Source organism: Desulfoluna sp. HI9BLuna, assembly GCF_056829775.1.
In genome coordinates this window covers 5,531,294-5,549,751 of record NZ_CP186555.1, presented here as the reverse complement: position 1 = coordinate 5,549,751, position 18,458 = coordinate 5,531,294, and the positions used below count along the sequence as shown (strand labels likewise).

The window sequence follows — 18,458 nt, the reverse complement described above, 5'->3', positions numbered from 1 at the left end:
TATAACTTATTCAACAGGATCAACCCCTAAATCAGCGGCGCGTGTTTTTTGAACCCATTGAAATTGACTGTTAATGGATTACGTTGGCCATGCTATGTCCTTATGGGTTTTATGATGCAGTTTAAATTGTTTAGTTTTTAATTTGCCGCAATTTACTGAGTAAGTAATCGAGAAAAATATGACGGGCTGATTATTCCATGCCTCTATGTCGAAGCTATCCGAGTCAAAAACAGGCAATTGGGTATAAAAATACTGGGTGTCCCCTAACTTTTGATCCAGGCTGACACTTTTATTCATAACAACGGCTTCTTCTGGTTTCAACTCTGTTTTTAAAGAAACGTTTTTTATATAAACTTGACCTTGCTTCTTGTCTAAAATATATATCCACCCTGAAGAATGAGAATATGACCGTGAGAACGTTCTGAAATTAGGTACAATGATGACTTCTGCATTGGATAGCCCTACTATCTAACTATATTTACCATGGTTTATGCTATTTCTAATTTCATGAGTGGGCTCATGGCAATAGTCGTCGATCTCCACAATGTGACAAGAACAAAACAACGATAAAAGTATAAGCGTTGGATAGAATTTCAAATTCAATCCCATACCTTTTAGATGAGGAATTTTTAAAGTGAAGCGAAACACGAACACAGCGTTAAAAAACCCCCTCTCAATTTATTTGTTATCTTTAAGATCATCAAACCGAGTTCGAGTGTCCAGTGACCGAATGAGATTTCCCGAATCTGAGCTTGATACTGTCAATTGATTGTGCTTGCTAAAAAACGATCCAATAATTGGAATTAATGATAAAAAACAAATGATGCTTTAAATGAAGAATATAAAGCTTCTAAAAAATATCTATTATTTTCCGAAAATTCTATCGCGGCCTCTTTTGACAGCCATAATGAATAAAGGATCAGTACTATAAACACGCCAAAAACGATAAAGATTTCTAAATCATTGGTTTCAATGTTGTATCCCTTCAAAAAGTCTTTTAAAACCATCAGTAGAGACATAAAGGCCATTGTAATACCAGCAGAAAGCCAAAACAGTATGAAACTGTAAATGCCTTGTACCATTCTTTTCACAAGCGGGTTTGATGGCTTCACTTATGTCCTCGACATAAATGACAACTATCATCGAACAAAACAATCCGACAATCCGTCCAATTCCTGTTTTTCGCGCCCTGCAGGAGTGGCGTTTACCTCTCCAAGCATCAAGCAATCCCCTTAAAAAAACCACAACACGGGGCAACGCCCACCATATATATTTAAAGCAGTCATCCCTCTAAGCACAATTAATTTCTTACTCTGTGAACAGTACAAATGCAAGAGTCTAATTGGATATAAAAAAACAAGGTCTATAGAGCTAATCAAAGAAGGATTAAACGAGGGAAGACAGAGGACGGAGGAGAACCATATTTGGTGAGGCTTTATGCTATAGGATTACCCCTACGGCTTGACGGACAAACAGTAAGGGCAATCCATTTTCGAGGTGTTTTCACAAGGGCGACTTCGCCACCCTTACCCCGGAGGTTTGTTTTTATTTGACCTTCTACCCCGCGACCATCAACACGGCAAGACCGCACAGAACCACGCCACAGCCCCGTGATATGGGGTTCTGAAATCGCTCGTAGCGGGTTCTGAAGGCGGGTCTGTCCAGGAGCATGGAGAAAAGCGTCCAGACACCGATGGCTTCGACGATCAGGGCAAGGCCGAAGAGGGCTCGGATGGCTGTGGGGGTTTCGGGGGCGAGGAGCTGAGAAAAGACGCTGAGGACAAACAGGGTTACTTTGGGGTTAAGCAGGTTGCAGAAGAGGCCGTCTCGAAAGGCCTGGCCAAAGGGGCCGAGGATTTCTGATTGGCATCGAAGGTGAGGCCGGAGTTACCGGTGAGGCAGCGGATTCCCACATAGAGGATGTACGCGGCCCCGGCGTACCGGATGGTGTTGAACAGTAACGGGCTGGTGCGGATAATCACGGCAAGGCCTGCAACAGACAGGGTCACGTGAACGGTGAAGCCGAGGCAAATGCCCAGGATACAGGCCATACCGGCCCGCAGGGACGTGGTGGTGTGGCGGAAGATCAGCATCATGTCGGGTCCGGGGGAGAGTTGGGCGGCCAGGGCCACCCCCAGGACGACCACAAGGGATTCGAACATTATCGGGTACTCCGTGTTGTCATGGTTGGGTAACGGTTCAGAAGAAAAAAAAGGATAGCCCAACGGGATCATGATGTAAAACGCATACCCGGAATACATATCATTCCCACACGGAATATGCCTTAATGAGAGTAATGGGACTCCTTGAGCTGTGTTTCGAATTTCCGGCGCAGCCAGGTGTGGGCGGCATCTCGCCTGTGGCGCTCATGCCAGAGAAGGCCATAGCGAAACGGGGGCACCTCAAAGGGCAGCGGGAACACGTCGGCGTCGTACCGCCCGGCAAGGTGTCGGGCGATGTGGGTAGGGATGGTCAGGAGAAAATCGCTCTGGGTCACCACCTCCATGGCCGAAGCAAACAGGGAGGTCTCAAGGGCCACGGTGCGCTGCCTGCCCCGGGCGGATAGGGCCCGGTCAATGGGACTGGCCTTGAGTCGGACTCAGGTCCGCGTGTAGAAACCAGACCTAAACCACTCATTTACACAAGCTTTTTATTGACACCCTATTGATGTAAGACGTCTACCAAAAACGCGGAATTGGCTGTTCCGAAGGAGGGCCCCACACTTCAGGAAGACAATGGCATCAAGCCTATCCGATATAAAAATCGATTGATTAGCAATGTAAAGCACAAATATTATAGATAATTTTATTTTACAAGATACTAAATGGGTGCCCCCAATGCCGTTCGAAAAAAAGCCCACCTCAAACCCCGAGGTGGGCTTCCTCCTGTCGGTCAAGAAGCAAAGAAAAATCCCTACTTCTCTATTCGAAGGCCTTGCGTCTTAAGCAAAGACTTAACGAGACGTTCGATCACGAGGCCATCTTCATTGAACAGGTATCAGGTAATGCTAAAATATCATAATGTGTTCCGACATCAATATTCTTCTGAGTAAGCGGTTCACCCTTTGTCAAGGGTTCATCGGTAATTTTAAAAACCGAATACCCCCTCTCCAGTAAAAAGCTCAGCAGCTGATTACGATAATTATAATCCGTCTTCTTAAACACCTCCGCCTTAATAACAGGATGATACTCTTTAAGAATACCGTCAATAGACCGAAGAATATAAAGGTCATAGCCTTCAGAATCTATTTTTATAAAGCTAAGCTTTGGTAGCAAGCCTGCATAATCTGATTTTAATTCCTGCTCAAGGTTGATAGCAAAAACCGTCTGGTTGAATGCGTGACCATGCCTTAGCGCCGAGATATTCTCGTGGCGTCCTCCGTTGCAAAAACCAGAGTCTGAATACTCAAACACCATGAAGCCTTCTTCTAGACCAGCTGCGGCCATCACTGTTTTTATATTTGCAATGTCACTATTCGATCGTGCCGTTTTTTCCAAGACCGGATAGACATAAGGGTTGGGTTCCAATGCCAACACGCTCCCTGTTTTTCCAGCGGCCAATCCCATGGGCAACGATGTGTCGCCGCAATGTGCCCCAATATCAATACAGAAATCGCCTTCCTTTATATATTCGCCATAAGCATCAACAAGATCGGCATTTATAATTTGGTCGACTGCATTTGGGTGCAACCATTGTGCGTACTTGACGGGGCCAATATTTTTAATGCTGCATTCCATGATTTGATACGAAAAGTGCTTGGGCTTTCCTTTAAAGCCCATCAGCTGAAATAAATTTTTCGGCTTCATGTAATATCTTTCTATATTTAACTTGGGTTAGGGTTTAGAGCATAAATTTGTGCTGTATCCTTACTGTCTACAAGCTATTCCTGTCCAATACTCCGTCTCATTCAATAGCTATAGCCATACAAGGCATTCAGAATTGGTTTCTCGACACAAACAAAGTTCCTTTACAATTCACATCCTTTTTACCATTACTCATTCGAGACTCTTCAAGTACAACAAATACAGTTATTCATTTAAACGCTATTGTTTACTCTTTAGCCCACATAAATGCAAGGGTGTATTCATATACATCTATAGAAAGATATTTTAAACTGGCTTAATCCTGCCTTCAACCACAACAGGAATATATGTGAACACCTGATGGGTACGCGCACAGCCCATGCGTTTGAAAACTTGGGCCTTTTACGATTACAGAACAGCCGGTAACTTCTACTTCTCTTCTGCCCCTTTTTGAGCCTGATACGAGGATTAAACCACACGGGCTATCTATATTATAACGTGATTTGGTTATGGAGGCTTACCAACCTTTACCGCCAGAGGTTTCTTTGTAGGGAGACCGTTTACCCCGCGACCATCAACACGGCAAGACCGCAAAGAACCACGCCACAGCCCCGTGATATGGGGTTCTGGAATCGCTCGTAGCGGGTTCTGAAGGCGGGTCTGTCCAGGAGCATGGAGAAAAGCGTCCAGACAACGATGGCTTCGACGATCAGGGCAAGGCCGAAGAGGGCTCGGATGGCTGTGGGGGTTTCGGGGGCGAGGAGCTGAGAAAAGACGCTGAGGACAAACAGGGTTACTTTGGGGTTAAGCAGGTTACAGAAGAGGCCGTCTCGAAAGGCCTGGCCAAAGGGCGCCGAGGCTTTCTCACTGGCATCGAAGGTGAGGCCGGAGTTGCCGGTGAGGCAGCGGATTCCCACGTAGAGGATGTACGCGGCACCGGCGTACCGGATGGTGTTGAACAGTAACGGGCTGGTGCGGATAATCACGGCAAGGCCTGCAACGGACAGGGTCACGTGCACGGTGAAGCCGAGGCAAATGCCCAGGATACAGGCCATACCGGCCCGCAGGGACGTGGTGGTGTGGCGGAAGATCAGCATCATGTCGGGTCCGGGGGAGAGTTGGGCGGCCAGGGCCACCCCCAGGACGACCACAAGGGATTCGAACATTATCGGGTACTCCGTGTTGTCATGGTTGGGTAACGGTTCAAAAGAAGAAAAAAGGATAGCCCAACGGGGTCATGATGTAAAACGCATACCCGGAATACATATCATTCCCACACGGAATATGACTTAATGGGAGTAATGGGACTCCTTGAGCTGTGTTTCGAATTTCCGGCGCAGCCAGGTGTGGGCGGCATCTCGCCTGTGGCGCTCATGCCAGAGAAGGCCATAGCGAAACGGGGGCACCTCAAAGGGCAGTGGGAACACGTCGGCGTCGTACCGCCGGGCAAGGTGTCGGGCGATGTGGGTAGGGATGGTCAGGAGAAAATCGCTCTGGGTCACCACCTCCATGGCCGAAGCAAACAGGGAGGTCTCAAGGGCCACGGTGCGCTGCCTGCCCCGGGCGGATAGGGCCCGGTCAATGGGGCCGGCCTTATCGCTTCCGCCGGTCACCACCACATGGGGTGCCTTCAGATAACTTTCCATATCGCGGTTCCGGGCCAGGGCATGCCCCTTGGCCCCCACACAGGCAAACGTATCCGTACCGATCCAGCGGCACACCACCCCCGGGGGAAGGGGGTCCTCCCCTTCCATGGCGCTCGCCACTTGAATGCGGTTCTCCACCAGCTCTTCCAACACGGTCTCTGAGCGTTCGGTGATCACGGAAACCCGAATACCGGGTGCTTCGGTGTGGAGGGAACAAAGCAGATCAGGGAGCACGAACTGGGCCACGTAATCGCTCACCGCAAGGGTAAACCACCGCTGGCATCCGGCCGGGTCAAAGGGTACCTCCATGGCCATGGCGGCCAGCTCACCCAGAATCACCTCCAACCTCGGTTGCAGGGTTCGAGCCCGTTCCGTCGGTTCCAGGCGATTCCCCACCCGCACAAGCAAATCATCGGAAAACGCCTCGCGAAGCTTTCCCAGGATCTTGCTCATGGCCGACTGGCTCACCCGCATCCGCGCAGCAGCCCTGGTGACATGCCGCTCTTCCAGAAGCAGCCCCAGGGCCTTTAGATGAGACGGCGACAACGAATCCACAGACATACCCAACTCCTTTATCCATTCATACCGGGGGTGATTCAAGGCAAACGGCACAAAAGCGCTGCCGGGAGTCAAACGTTACAGGTTTTGAGGACGTTTTGCCAGGCTCCGCCGAATCGACAGTGACAGGCATTTGAAACTTTTTTTTGCGACTTGTCACGGCGTGGCCAAAGGCGAAGACAAAGGCTGTTCTAATCCCGCCGTCAGGAGTCCTTTTCCCCACTGCACTCCCTGAACACCCGGCAGGCACACTCCCTGCGACACGCCTCGTCTCGACGGGCCACAAAGGCAGCGATGGCCTCGCTCTTGTGCTCGAAGATGTGATCCTCTCCGATGCGATCGATGAACCCCACATGGGCGATAAACTGAAACACGGTGGTTTTCAGGTTGCAGAAGTAGAGGCCGCCCCCCCGCGCCTTGAGGACATCCGAAAGCTCCACCAGCATCTCGGCGCCTGCCAGATCGATGTAGTTAATCCCCTCGCTGACGATGAGCATGTTGGTCACCCTCTCCTTTTCGATCATCGTTTCGATGCGGCTTCGGATGCTTCCCACGGACCCGAAGTAAATGGACCGGTCGATGCGGATAATCTTCATGTGGGGGCACTCGTGAAGGGGTCGTTTCTCGATGCTTGTGAGCTGCCGGGACCGGGTGGCGGGGTCCGGGGCCATCACCACAATGTCCGGGGTGGAGGACCGGGAGAGGAAAAGGATCAGGGAGAGAAACACCCCGATGTAGATGGCAAATTCCAGCTCCAGAAACAGGGTGGAGAAAAAGGTCACCGCAAGGATCGCAGACTCCGAAGGGCTCACGCGAAGAATGAAGCGAATATGCCTGAAATCGATGAGATTCCACGCCACAATAAGGATCACGCCGCCCATGGAGGCCAGGGGGAGCCAGGCCGTAAGCGGGGCGATGAGAAGGACCAGGGCCATGAGGGCAACGGCTGCAAAGATTGCAGACAGGGGCGTCTTGGCCCCGGCGGCGTAGTTGATGCCGGAGCGGGTGAAGGAGCCCGACCCCGCGTAGCTTGAGAAAAAACTTCCCACGAGGTTGGAGAGCCCCTGGCCGATGAACTCCTGGTTGCCGTCGATGAGCTGCCGGGACCGTGCCGCAACGGAACGGGAGATGGAGACGGCCTCAATGAGCCCCAGCAACGCAATGGCAAAGGCATCCGGGGCAAGCTGCCGGATCACGGGAATGGAGAACTCCGGTGCCGATATGGGGGGAAGCTTGGAGGGGATCTCACCGAGAAGCGCCACCCCGTGCTCCGGGCCGCCCATGGCAAGAGAGGCCAGGCTTCCTGCCACCATGCCCACGAGAAGGTTCGGGGCCTTTGGAAAAAACCTGCGGCAGACCACGGCCGCACCGATGGTGACGGCGGCCACCGCCACCACGAACCCGTTAACCGTGGAGAAATTGGTTGCCATGGCCGCCCAGGTGTCGATGAAGGACTCCCCCCGTGGCAGGGTCAGCCCCAGCACATGCTTTAACTGGCTGGTCACGATAAGGATGGCGGCCCCGGCGGTAAAGCCTGTTACCACCGTGTGGGAGACAAAGTTCACCAGGGCGCCGAGGCGTGCCAGGCCAAAGGCAAGCTGAAAGAAGCCCGCAAGGAAAGTAAGGGTCAGGGCAAGGCCGATGTACGCCCCGCTACCGGACTCGGCGTACTGGCTCACCGCGGAAAAAACCACAATGGAGATTGCTGTGGTGGGCCCTGATATGAGGTGATACGACGAGCCGAACAGGGCTGCCACCACCGGGGTGACCATGGCGGTGTAGAGCCCGTACTCCGGGGGCAGGCCTGCGATGGCCGCAAAGGCAACGGCCTGGGGAAGCACAATGACGGCACCGGTGAACCCGGCCAGAAGGTCTGCTTTCAAGGTGGCCCGGCCAACCAGGGGAAGCCATGTCAAAAAGGGGAAGAGTCTTGCGATCACGTCTCTCTCCGTCGGGTGGGCTTTCATCGACACGCGGTTTCCGGAGGTGATGGGGACAGCGATGTATTCCGTGGAAGGTCGGCTGCCCCGGGGGGTGTCAATGGGTTCGATTGTAATCAATCCCACGGGACACTGCAAGTAACACGGCGAAGATGTCAAGGCAAGCAATCCATGTGAACCCGGGTATTTCCCACAAACAAAATGTGATCCGCGATTTTCTCAACCACCCTAAAATATCCGGCCCGAACCCCCTGCCCATCTATCGGACCCGGTTTCCCTCCGAGGAAAGACACCGTCTTGACAGGCACCATCCATGCCTGTATTTTATTGAGTATGGTTGACTTTTCCATCGTGTCATGCGCCCTTCGGTCTTTCCCCATCCCCACCCGGTCGTGCCATGTGCCTGACCCACAGGCCGTTGTGACGCCTCAGTCGTTCCGTTTATTCTCCCAACAAACATCCCAGGGTTTGGACGTAAAGCAGTGTACGTTTGAACGGCGCCGGCCAGACCGGAGACCGTTCAAAACACGTTTTATCATGTGCTGATGTGCATCTTCAGTGCTCACCGAAGCCCCTCTCAGCTCCCTGGCTTCCTTAGTCTTTGCCCGGCCAACGACGTTGCACACGATACCCGAAAGGTGACCCCAGATGTCTCGAAATGATCCGCAAGCCCCACCGGACAACGTATGAATTAATGTTATGGAGGACTTCACGCGTGGAAAAATATGTGTACAGCTTCAACGGCGAAAAAACCGAAGGCGACGCGAGCCTGATGAACCTGCTGGGCGGCAAGGGAGCTAACCTGGCGGAGATGGCACGACTCGGCATCCCCGTCCCCCCGGGATTTACTATCACCACAGAGTGCTGCAACGCCTTCCTTCGCTCGGGCGGGAGCTACCCCCACGGGTATGCCGAGCAGCTCAACGACGCCCTTGTATGCCTGGAGAAAAACATGGGTCTTGCCTTCGGGGACCCCGACAATCCCCTGCTTGTCTCCTGCAGGTCCGGTGGCCGCCAGTCCATGCCCGGTATGATGGAGACGGTCCTCAACGTGGGCCTCACCTCAGGAACCATCCCCGGCCTTATCAAAAAAACGGGCAACGGCCGATTTGTCTACGATTCCTACCGCCGCCTGATCATGATGTATGCGGACGTGGTCATGGAAAAGGCCGAAGGCATTGAGGCGATGAACGGAAACGGCATCCGCAACCAGCTGGAAAAAATCCTGGCCGCGTTCAAGGAGACCCGAAACCTTCAAAACGACGCCGACCTCACCGAAGACGACCTGAAAACCCTTTGCGGGCTGTTCACCGAACGGGTGGAAACGGTACTGGGCGAAAAGTTCCCCGACTCCCCCGAAGCCCAGCTCCAAGGGGCCATCGGGGCGGTCTTCAAAAGCTGGAATGGCAAACGGGCCCAGTCCTACCGACGCATTGAGCAGATCCCCGATTCCTGGGGCACCGGTGTCACGGTCCAGGCCATGGTATTCGGCAACATGGGCGACACCTCGGCAACCGGCGTGGCCTTTACCCGCAACCCCGCCACCGGAGAGAACACCTTTTTCGGCGAATGGCTTGCCAACGCCCAGGGCGAAGACGTGGTGGCCGGGCTACGCACCCCCGCCCCCATCAACGACGCCACCAAGCGGGACACCAACAAAGGGGTCACCTCCCTGGAAGTCGCCATGCCCGGCGCCTACAACGAGCTGGAAGCCATCCGAACCACCCTGGAGCGGCACTACAAGGAGATGCTCGACATCGAGTTCACCATCCAGAACAAACGGCTCTACATGCTCCAGTGCCGTGTGGGAAAACGAACGGGTACCGCCTCCCTTGTCATGGCCATGGAGATGCTCGAAGAGGGACTCATCGACGAGGTCACGGCCATCAAGCGGGTGAAACCCCAGCAGCTCAACGAACTCCTTCACCCCATCGTGGATCCCGAGGAGGAGAGCCGGGCCGAATGCCTCACCGAAGGGCTCCCGGCCGGGCCCGGCGGGGCCTTCGGCCACCTCGCCTTCACATCGGATGATGCCGTCAAGCTCGCCAAGACCCACCCCAACGTCATTCTGGTTCGCGAAGAGACCAACCCCGAGGACATCGAAGGGATGCGGGCGGCCTCAGGCATCCTCACGGCACGGGGCGGCATGACCAGCCATGCGGCCCTGGTGGCACGGGGCTGGGGTAAATGCTGTATCGTGGGCGCCGGAGACATTACCATCCACCCTTCCATGAACAAAATTCAGATCGGGGACAAGACCTTCAACCAGGGAGATATCCTGACATTGAACGGCACCCGGGGGCGAGTCTACGAAGGGAAACTCAAGATGGTGGACGCAACGGAAGATACACGCTTCCAAAAGTTCATGCAGATGGCCGACGCCTACCGCACCATGGGAGTGCGGGCCAATGCCGACACGCGGGAAGATGCCCAGGTGGCCAAAAGCTACGGGGCAGAAGGCATCGGCCTGTTTCGCACCGAGCACATGTTCTACAGCGCCGGGGCGGACGACCGCCTTTTTATCTTGAGGAAAATTATCTTGAGCGACACCGAGGGTGAGCGGAAAGCAGCCGTGCAAGAGCTTGAACCCTACGTAAAGGAGGAGATCAAAGAGACCCTCAAGGCCATGAACGGCATGCCTGTCACCATTCGGGCCCTGGACCCGCCCCTCCACGAATTCGTCCCCCACTCACGGGCCAAACAGGTGGAGCTGGCCGAGGCCCTGGGCGTGGACGTCACCGAGATCAAGCGCCGATGCGAAGCCCTCCAGGAGAGCAACCCCATGATGGGACACCGGGGCGTGCGCCTGGGGATCAGCGTCCCCGACCTCACAGAGATGCAGGTCAAGGCCGTCTTCGAGGCCACGGCAGAGCTTGCCAAGGACGGGTTCCATCCCCAGCCGGAGATCATGATCCCTGTGACCTGCGACGTGGAAGAGCTTGTGTTCGTGCGCAAAATCGTCAACACCGCCTGTGAAGAAGTGGCGCGGCGTTACGGCCTGGCCTCCATTGTCCACAAATTCGGGACCATGATCGAAATCCCCAGATCCGCCCTGCGGGCCAACCAGATGGCCGAACTCTCGGAATTTTTCTCCTTCGGCACCAACGACCTCACCCAGCTCACATACGGTTTCAGCCGGGACGACGTCGGTGAGTTCCTGCCCACCTACCTGGAGAAAAAAATCCTCCCCGCCGACCCCTTCCAGACCCTGGACCCCTCCGGGGTGGGAGAGCTCATCAAGATCGCCGTGGAGCGGGGCCGCAAAACACGCCCGGACCTCAAGCTGGGAATCTGCGGAGAACACGGGGGCGACCCGGACTCGGTACGGTTCTGCTACAAAGCAGGCCTGGACTACGTAAGCTGCTCCCCCTACCGTATCCCCATCGCCCGACTGGCCGCCGCCCACGCTGCCATTGAGGCGTCGGAAGGGAAAAAATAGCACCGTAAAACCACCACGGGCAGCCCCTCTCCGGGCTGCCCACTCCCTATTCCCTATTCCCTATTCCCTATTCCCTATTCCCTATCCCCTATCCCCTATTCCCTATCCCCTATCCCCTATCCCCTATTCCCTATCCCCTATCCCCTATCCCCTATCCCCTATCCCCCTATCCCCCTATGACCTACTATACCTATGACCTATTTTACCTGCCCCCCTACCTCCTGCTCTTATCCGTCAACCGCGCCTCCTTGATAAGGTTGATGCCGAAGAGCAGCAACTTTTCCATCATGTACCCGCAAAGTTCCTCATCCTTTGTCTCCAAAGCAGAAACCAGGCTTCTCTGGTACTCGATAATCCCGTCCGGGTCGTCTCCCAGGTTGTAGTAGTAGGTCAGATAGTTGATGAAGACGGGCTTTAAGGTATTGAAAATCAGCTGCACGGCAAGGCTCTCGGCCTTTTGGAAGAGAAACTCATGGAAGGCGTAGTCACACTCGGCAAGGGCCCGGGCGTCTTCTCGTGCGGCCTGCTTTTCATCCAGAATCCCGTGGAGATGGCAAAGGTCCCCGGGGCCCAGGTTGTGCACGGCCCGTTTCACCGCAAACCGCTCGCTGATAAGACGAAAATCCATAAACGAGGTGAGGACCTCATCGTTTAAATCCAGGCTGTTTTCAATATAGTAAATCAACAGAGAGAGAGCGGCTTCATTGCGGTAATCCGTCACGTAGGTTCCGCTCTGGGGGACCCGCTTGACCAGTTTCATGTGATCGAGCCTGCTCAGGGCGTCCCGCACGGTGTTTCGGCTCGCATCAAACCGGTCGGCCAGCTCCCGTTCCGAGGGCAAGCGGCTTCCCGGTTCATAGTGACCGTTAAAGATATCCTTACGAAGGCTCTCAAAGACTGTGTCTGCAATACATGTGGGCATGGATCCATCCCGGCCGCCGCACCGGGCAGCCACAAAGGCATCAATAACGTTGACGATACCGCAAAAAGCAGCGACAAACTCAGCCCGCCCCGCGGTACCGCGACACACAAACTTTTACCGGATGGTAAAGGCGTACGTCACAAGTAATACAGGGCCCCAAATTGGTCAACCAATTTTATTTTTTATGTTGCACACAAACAATTAAAAGCCTGTTTCGCCCTTGTAAACATTGACATTTCGAAAATAGACCCCGAGATAAACTTTTGTACACTACCAAAAATCCCTTGATACCCCCCGAAATTGGTGCTACCAAAACAATGTTTCTCAACACTCGGAGTCGTATCCGCTTATTTGCTTATTTCAGTTGTTCAGGAGGTGAACCCATGGTCCTTTTAAACCCGAAAAAATACAAAGACAGAAATTACCCGGACGAGCGTTCCAAAGAGATCATGCTCAAGACCATCGACTGGTTCGAGAACAAGGGTCTTGCTGCCATCAAAAAAGACTACCAAGAAAAAACCTTCACCTATGATTTTGCAGAGTTCGTGAAAAACGAGGGCATCTTCGAGACCCTCTTCCTGCCCAAGGGCTACGGGGACGACCCCAACCAGCACTACAGCACCTACAAAATGTTCGAATTCTCTGAAATCTGCGGTTTCTACAGCTCAGCTTACTGGTACATGTACCACGTCTCCACCCTGGGCCTGGACCCCGTTCTGCTGGGTGACAACGAAGAAGCCAAGCACAAGGCGGCCGCCAAGCTTAAGGAGAACCCCCTGTGCGCCTTCGGCCTGTCCGAGCGCGAGCACGGTGCGGACATCTACTCCAGCGACATGAAGCTCTACCCCAAGGGCGACGGCACTTACCTGGCCCAGGGCAGCAAGTACTACATCGGCAACGGCAACGAAGCCGGAGTCGTCACCGTCTTCGGTAAGATTGCAGACACCGATGATTATGTCTTCTTCATGGTGGACTCCAAGCACGAGAAATACGAGTGCATCCAGAACGTCATCGCATGCGACCAGATGTACGTCTCCGAGTTCAAGCTCCATGACTACCCCATCACCGACGCTGAGATCCTCTCCCGCGGCCAGAAGGCCTGGGACGACATGCTCAACACCATCAACATCTGCAAGTTCAACATCGGCTCCGCTGCCATCGGCCTCTCCACGCACTCCCTGTACGAAGGCCTGAACCATGCTGCCCACCGTGAGATCTTCGGCAAAAAAGTCACCGAGTTCCCCCACATCAAGCAGCTCTTCTTCGACTCGTACATCCGTATCACAGCCATGAAACTCTTCGGCCTGCGTGCCACCGACTACATGCGCGCCGCCGGTCCCGAGGATCGCCGCTACCTCCTGTACAACCCCCTCATGAAAATGAAGGTGGCCATCCAGGGCGAGATTGTCCATGAACTGATCTGGGACGTTCTGGCAGCCAAGGGTTTTGAAAAGGATCAGCACTTCGAGCACGCAGCCGTCCAGATCAAAGGCATGCCCAAGCTGGAAGGCACCAAGCACGTCAACATGGCCCTCATGGCCAAGCTGATCCCCAACTTCATGTTCAACCCGAAAGAGTACGAAGAGGTCGGCCTGAGAAACGGCGCTGAAAACGACGACTTCCTCTTCAACCAGGGCCCCACCAAAGGCTACGGCAAGATCCAGTTCCACGATTACATGCCGGTCTTTGAAAGCGTTGACCTGCCCAACGTCAAGGTCTTCATCAAGCAGGTTGAGCTCTTCAAGCAGCTCCTCATGGAGTCCGCCAACGACCTCATGGGCCAGATGGCAAACTTCGACTTCCTCTACGCCATGGGCGAGATCTTCTGCGTGATTCCCTACGCCCAGCTCATCGTAGAGAGCGCCAAGCGTGAAGGCATCGAAGACGACATCCTCGACTCCATCTTCGACGTCTTCGTCCGAGACATGAGCCGCTACGCCCTTGACCTTGCCATGAAGCCCTCCAGCACCGACAAGCAGCAGGAGCTCTGCAAGGAGATGGTCCTGAAGCCCGTTGTCAACGAGGAGCGCTACAACCGCGTGATCAACGACCACCTGTATGCCCTGGTGGACGCGTACAAGATGAACCCCTAAGAACAGCCCGACCTGCTCCTTCTCCCTGAGATGGAGGAGAAGCAGGCTCCATTGAATAGAAAAAGGCAGGACCGAATCGGTCCTGCCTTTTTTCTTTATCCTCTCCCGCCGCTGCCCCCCTCCTTGACAAGACAAAACAAACCATGATTAATAGGAAAACTTTTCCATTAAACCGATGCACAAACACGCCGCATGGGGCAGACAACTCCCGCAGGGGCGTTGATAAACCATTGACGGAGCATCCCGGGGCCTAAACAACAGGCGTTTTCACGGCAACGTCCCCCAGTGTGCTTACCAACCCGAAGGAATGAACGTGGGGGACGGGCGTTACTACACATTTGATCAGTTTTACTCTGTTCTTTTCCTTACATGCCTGCTCATCGCCATCTGCATTTTTGGCGTCATCAGCTGCTACCAGGGGTTCAAACAGAAAGGACGGCTTATCCTGGCGGCACACGCCACCCTGGGAGCGGCGGTTTTCATGCGGTTTGCCGCCGAAGTGATGGCCTCCCCGGCCCTTGCCTTCACCGCCAGGCTGGCTGAACTGGGCTGCACCCTGGTAACGGAATGTATCGTTCTCCATATGATGGGGCAACGCTCGGTGCTGGCCCCCCTTTTCTCCGTCAAGGCGCTTTTGATTCCCTGCGCCACGGCCGGGCTCCTTTTCCAGGCCCACGCAACATGGCTCATCCGCAGCCACACCCATCAAGCCATGGCCTTTGGGGCAGGATATCTTGGCGTCACCGGCTGTCTTTTCCTGCTCTCCGTTGCAGCCGCACTCTTTTCAACCTCGCGCCTCCGTGGCCTGGTTCTCTTTGCCCTGCCCCTGGGCGCACATCTGGCAGGGGCCTTTTTCGGCGGCGCTCCGGGTGAAATCAGCCTGCTTTTTCTCTACCCATTTCTCCTTTGCGGCCTCCACCTCTTCTCAACGGAGTTCAAGGCCTATCACATCGGGGACCAGGCCTTTGCCAACATCACCAACCTCATCGACGACGCGGTGATTCTCTGCGACGATCAGCGAGAGATTGTTTACCGCAATCCCCTTGCCCGAAAAGCGGCATTCCTTAAAAAAGGGCTCACCACCGTCACGAAAGAAGGCCCCGATGCCCTGGTGGCACCGGGAATGCGCCCGGCCGACCCGTACACGATCCCGGCTTTTTCCTCCCCGGACGGTAAAACCCACATCGCCTGCCGTACCCAGCCCGTGGGTCCCCAGGGGAAAAGCCGCTTTTTTATCTTCAGCGACATCTCCCGACACATCGAGATGCTCGACCTGCAGGAGACGCAGAGAGTCCAGCTGGAGGAGGCCAACCATAGGCTGCGCCAGTACTCCCACATTGTCTTTGACCTGGAAAAAGAGAAAGAGGTGTCCGCCTTGTTAAGCGATGTCACCCATACCCAGGATACATTCATGCACCAGTTCCGTGCCCGGGTCCGGGCCTTATCCCAAATCCGGGATACGGAAGGGTTCAACGAGCGCCTCGATACCCTCATCGAGGACGCCCAGACCAACCTCGCCCGCATCCGTTCCCTTGTCGCCCGTTACAGGAGATACCATGGTACCTGATATTCACGTCATCATCGCAGACGACCAGCAGCTCTTAAGGGACTCCCTGGAGCAGATCATCAACAGCGATCCCCACATCACCGTCACCGACAGCGTGGGCTCCGGTGAAGAGCTCATTGAGGCCTGCAACCGCAAGGCACCGGACCTGATCCTCATGGACGTGGAAATGCCCCGCATCGACGGCCTGGCCGCCCTGAACATCCTCAAAAAAAGTCACCCGGACATCAAGGTGCTGATGCTCACCACCTTTGAAAACCCGGAGTACATCACCGATGCCTTCCTGGGCGGCGCCGACGGCTACATCACCAAGGATATCGGCTATGAAAAGCTGATCTTAACCATCCGGTGCGTGGCCATGGGCATGACCGTGATCCATCCCGGCGCCCGAAAAATTCTTCTGGAACGGTTCAAGCCCCTGGGCCCCGGCAAAGCCACCTACACGGATCTCTTGAGTATGGAGGAGATCAATATCGTGCGGCTCATTGTCATGGGGGAGAGCAACAAAACCATTGCCGAGACCCTCCACTACGCCGAGGGCACCGTCAAAAACAAGGTGAGCCGCCTGTATGAGAAACTGGGCATCACCAACCGGCTGGAGCTGGCCGTCTATGCCGTAGAAAACGGCATTGAATAGGATACCGCACCGTGTCTCCCACCCTGCAATTAGAAATCTCAGCCATCTGCATCATCCACATCATCGCCATCGTGCTCTCGGTGATCTGCCTGGCGGTCTTCACCATGAAAAGCCGCAGGGACGATCCCTCGGCCAACGCCTTTCTGGTGCTCCAGGGGGCCATGACCCTGTGGATGGTCTTCAAGGTCCTGAAAACCGTCTCCCCGGATATCACCCTGAGGTGGATCTTCATCCTCGGCTACTACGCCTGCACCTGCGTGGTGGAAGCGGCCTTCATTGAGTTTGGCCATGCCTATGCCCGGGGCAGCCGACTGTCCCGGAAGATCCGCCCCCTTGTCTACGGGCTGCCCGTGCTCCAGTTTTCCTGGATCCTCACCAACCCGCTGCACTTTCTCTTCTACGGCCATTACGACTTTTACGGAGACAGCTTCGGTCCCCTGTTCTACGTCCACATGCTCATCGAGTACACCTACTTCGGCGTGGGCCTTTACTACTGCAGGCTTCGGTTCAAAAAAGAATTTTCCACCAGGAACAGGGCCGTCACCTGGATTGTGAGTACCGCCATCCTGGTGCCCCTTTTTCTCAACCTCCTTTATATCACCAAGGTGCTTCACACCCTCACCTTCATGGCCCGCATCCCGGTGATCTTCGACATCACCCCCATCGTCTTCACCTGGTCGACCCTGCTCTTTATGTACGCCACCTTCAACCACGACCTCTTCTCCCTGACGCCCCTGATGCGCCACGAGATCACCCACCACCTCAACCTGCCCATCGCCCTTTTCAACCGGCGGTTCCGCCTCGGCTACACCAACGGGGCGTTTCAGGCCTTGTTTACCTCGGGCCGCGCCATGGATGATTTTTTGGCCACACTGCCGGAACAGACCCAAAAATCCGGAGAGTCCGGATTTGAAGCATGCATCGGTGACGCCTCCTTTGTTGTCTCCTGCAGGAAAATCCGTACCGTCACCGGAGGCCAACATCTGGTCACCTTAAGGAATGTCACCCAGTACAAGGCCATCCAGGCGGACATCGTGGCCGGCCAGGAAAAGATCGAGAAAAAAAACAGGCGCGTCAACGAGACCATCCACCAGCTGAAAGAGCTCTCCAAAGGCAGCGCCCGTAAATTTGTGGCCCGGGAACTCCACGACATCATCGGCCACTCCCTGGTGGCGGCCATCAAGTTGCTGGAGGTGGCCCGCATCTACGGCCCCCACGACTCAACCCGGGGGCTCCCGGCCCTGACCCATGCGGTCACCGCGCTGGACACCGGCCTTTCCGGCATCAAGTCCGTCCCGGAATCCCGGGAGGAGTCTGGCCGAATCACCGGGGAAGAACTGAAAAAGGAGATCGACGAACTCATGGAGCAGGCCCGCCGCACCGGCCTGGATGCCAGCCTGAACCTCCAGGGAATGATCTACCTCCTGGAACCCGCCCTCTACACCACCCTTCACCGCACCTGCACCGAGATCATCACGAACTGCCTCAAGCACGCCGACGCCACGCGCCTTTTTCTCTCCGTCAAGATCCGCGAAACCCACGCCCACCTCATGGCCGTGGACAACGGAAAAGGAGCCCATACCCTCATCCCGGGAAGCGGCCTGCTGGGCATGGAAGAGCGCGCCCGCGCCCTGGGGGGCGAGGCCCACTTCAGCTCCGAAGACGGTTTCATGACCCGCATCACCATCCCACGTCAAGGTGAACTCTCAGTTCCTTAAAGGCTTAGCCTTGCAATAAAGCATGTAAGCTCTGCCTCCACGATTGAAATCGTTTCCACTCTGCACGTCTTATCCATTGAGCCCCTCCCCCGCTGTTTTATGACCAGCGTCACCGCCCAATGACCTGAGTCACTCCAT

General features: G+C 54.9%; 12 protein-coding genes and 1 pseudogene. 5 read left to right on the top strand and 8 right to left on the bottom strand.

All coding sequences use genetic code 11. The annotated features are described in order from the left end of the window. Positions 1-803 precede the first annotated feature (803 nt). From ACOYW0_RS22590 to ACOYW0_RS22560, 7 genes and pseudogenes are all read right to left on the bottom strand, one after another. Positions 804-1,112, bottom strand: coding sequence for a hypothetical protein (locus ACOYW0_RS22590; RefSeq protein WP_482416001.1), 309 nt, complete (start codon positions 1,110-1,112; stop codon positions 804-806). A gap of 445 nt (positions 1,113-1,557) precedes the next feature. Continuing rightward, a pseudogene (locus ACOYW0_RS22585) lies at positions 1,558-2,093 on the bottom strand (LysE family transporter). Between the two features lie 191 nt (positions 2,094-2,284). Beyond that, entirely contained in the window at positions 2,285-2,578 is a 294-nt protein-coding gene (locus ACOYW0_RS22580) for a LysR substrate-binding domain-containing protein (protein WP_482418855.1), read from the bottom strand. 391 nt (positions 2,579-2,969) lie between these two features. Further along, the gene (locus ACOYW0_RS22575) at positions 2,970-3,806 is read right to left on the bottom strand and encodes an FkbM family methyltransferase (RefSeq protein WP_482416000.1); all 837 of its coding nucleotides are present in this window, start codon (positions 3,804-3,806) and stop codon (positions 2,970-2,972) included. Positions 3,807-4,363: 557 nt separating this feature from the next. Continuing rightward, a complete protein-coding gene (locus ACOYW0_RS22570; RefSeq protein ID WP_482415999.1) occupies positions 4,364-4,969 on the bottom strand; it encodes a LysE family translocator in 606 nt (201 codons plus the stop codon). A gap of 123 nt (positions 4,970-5,092) precedes the next feature. Then, the gene (locus ACOYW0_RS22565; protein WP_482415998.1) at positions 5,093-6,010 is read right to left on the bottom strand and encodes a LysR family transcriptional regulator; all 918 of its coding nucleotides are present in this window, start codon (positions 6,008-6,010) and stop codon (positions 5,093-5,095) included. Positions 6,011-6,210: 200 nt separating this feature from the next. Beyond that, a complete protein-coding gene (locus ACOYW0_RS22560; RefSeq protein WP_482415997.1) occupies positions 6,211-8,073 on the bottom strand; it encodes a SulP family inorganic anion transporter in 1,863 nt (620 codons plus the stop codon). Between the two features lie 589 nt (positions 8,074-8,662). Between ACOYW0_RS22560 and ppdK the strand changes: the two genes are divergently transcribed. Continuing rightward, the gene (gene ppdK, locus ACOYW0_RS22555; RefSeq protein ID WP_482415996.1) at positions 8,663-11,386 is read left to right on the top strand and encodes a pyruvate, phosphate dikinase; all 2,724 of its coding nucleotides are present in this window, start codon (positions 8,663-8,665) and stop codon (positions 11,384-11,386) included. A gap of 214 nt (positions 11,387-11,600) precedes the next feature. Here the strand turns inward: ppdK and ACOYW0_RS22550 are convergent, their stop codons facing one another. Beyond that, positions 11,601-12,308: a FadR/GntR family transcriptional regulator gene (locus tag ACOYW0_RS22550; RefSeq protein ID WP_482415995.1), complete on the bottom strand. Its 708-nt coding sequence runs from the start codon at positions 12,306-12,308 to the stop codon at positions 11,601-11,603. A 383-nt stretch (positions 12,309-12,691) separates the two neighbouring features. Between ACOYW0_RS22550 and ACOYW0_RS22545 the strand changes: the two genes are divergently transcribed. The 4 genes from ACOYW0_RS22545 to ACOYW0_RS22530 all read left to right on the top strand — a co-directional run bounded on the left by ACOYW0_RS22545 (position 12,692) and on the right by ACOYW0_RS22530 (position 18,320). After that, complete coding sequence (locus tag ACOYW0_RS22545) at positions 12,692-14,401, top strand: acyl-CoA dehydrogenase family protein (protein WP_482415994.1); 1,710 nt, start codon at positions 12,692-12,694, stop codon at positions 14,399-14,401. Between the two features lie 313 nt (positions 14,402-14,714). Continuing rightward, complete coding sequence (locus tag ACOYW0_RS22540) at positions 14,715-15,968, top strand: hypothetical protein (RefSeq protein WP_482415993.1); 1,254 nt, start codon at positions 14,715-14,717, stop codon at positions 15,966-15,968. Further along, positions 15,958-16,602, top strand: a complete 645-nt coding sequence (locus tag ACOYW0_RS22535) for a response regulator transcription factor (RefSeq protein WP_180141739.1) — start codon at positions 15,958-15,960, stop codon at positions 16,600-16,602. The genes ACOYW0_RS22540 and ACOYW0_RS22535 overlap by 11 nt, the downstream gene beginning before the upstream one ends. An 11-nt stretch (positions 16,603-16,613) precedes the next feature. Next, positions 16,614-18,320: a sensor histidine kinase gene (locus ACOYW0_RS22530; RefSeq protein WP_482415992.1), complete on the top strand. Its 1,707-nt coding sequence runs from the start codon at positions 16,614-16,616 to the stop codon at positions 18,318-18,320. Positions 18,321-18,458 lie beyond the last annotated feature (138 nt).